This is a genomic window from Micromonospora sp. RTBAU3-60 (genome assembly GCF_054963695.1).
In genome coordinates this window covers 1-602 of the sequence record NZ_JBUEGB010000210.1, presented here as the reverse complement: position 1 = coordinate 602, position 602 = coordinate 1, and the positions used below count along the sequence as shown (strand labels likewise).

Below are 602 nucleotides of genomic sequence, written 5' to 3'. Positions count from 1 at the left end.
GCCCGGTTCGCGGAGTCCTTCTGTTTGCGGGCCAGGTTCCGCTGCGCCTTGGCCAGCTTGCGCCGGTCGGCCTGCCCGTACCGCGGGTTGGCCACCTTGCCCTGCTCGTCACTCACCCCGGGCATCGGGTGGGACAGGGTGAGCAGACTGGTGATGCCCGCATCCACGCCGACCTCGGCCGTGACTGGCGGCAGGGGCTGCACCGTGGGGTCCTCGACCAGCAGGGACACGAACCAGCGGCCCGCAGCATCCCGAGACACCGTGACCGTCGACGGCTCCGCCCCCTCCGGCAGGGGCCGCGACCACACGATGTCCAGCGGCGTGGTCATCTTGGCCAGGGTGAGCCGGCCGTCACGCCACCGGAACGCGGAGCGCGTGTATTCGGCCGACGCCCTAGATTTGCGTTTGGACTTGAACCTCGGGTACCGGGCCCGCTTGTCCCAGAACGCCACGAACCCGGCCTGCAAATGCCGCAACGTCTGCTGCAACGGCACCGACGACACCTCGTTCAGGAACGCCAACTCATCGGTGCGTTTCCACTCCGTCAGCCACCCCGACGACTGCACATAGGTGGTGCGCCGGCGGTCAACCGCCCACGCCCG

1 protein-coding gene is annotated in these 602 nt (G+C 69.3%); it reads right to left on the bottom strand.

Features of this window, described 5'->3' with window-relative positions; genetic code table 11:
- A partial coding sequence (locus ACY34I_RS40600; protein WP_462760865.1) for an RNA-guided endonuclease InsQ/TnpB family protein occupies window positions 1–602 on the bottom strand: 602 nt, incomplete at both ends.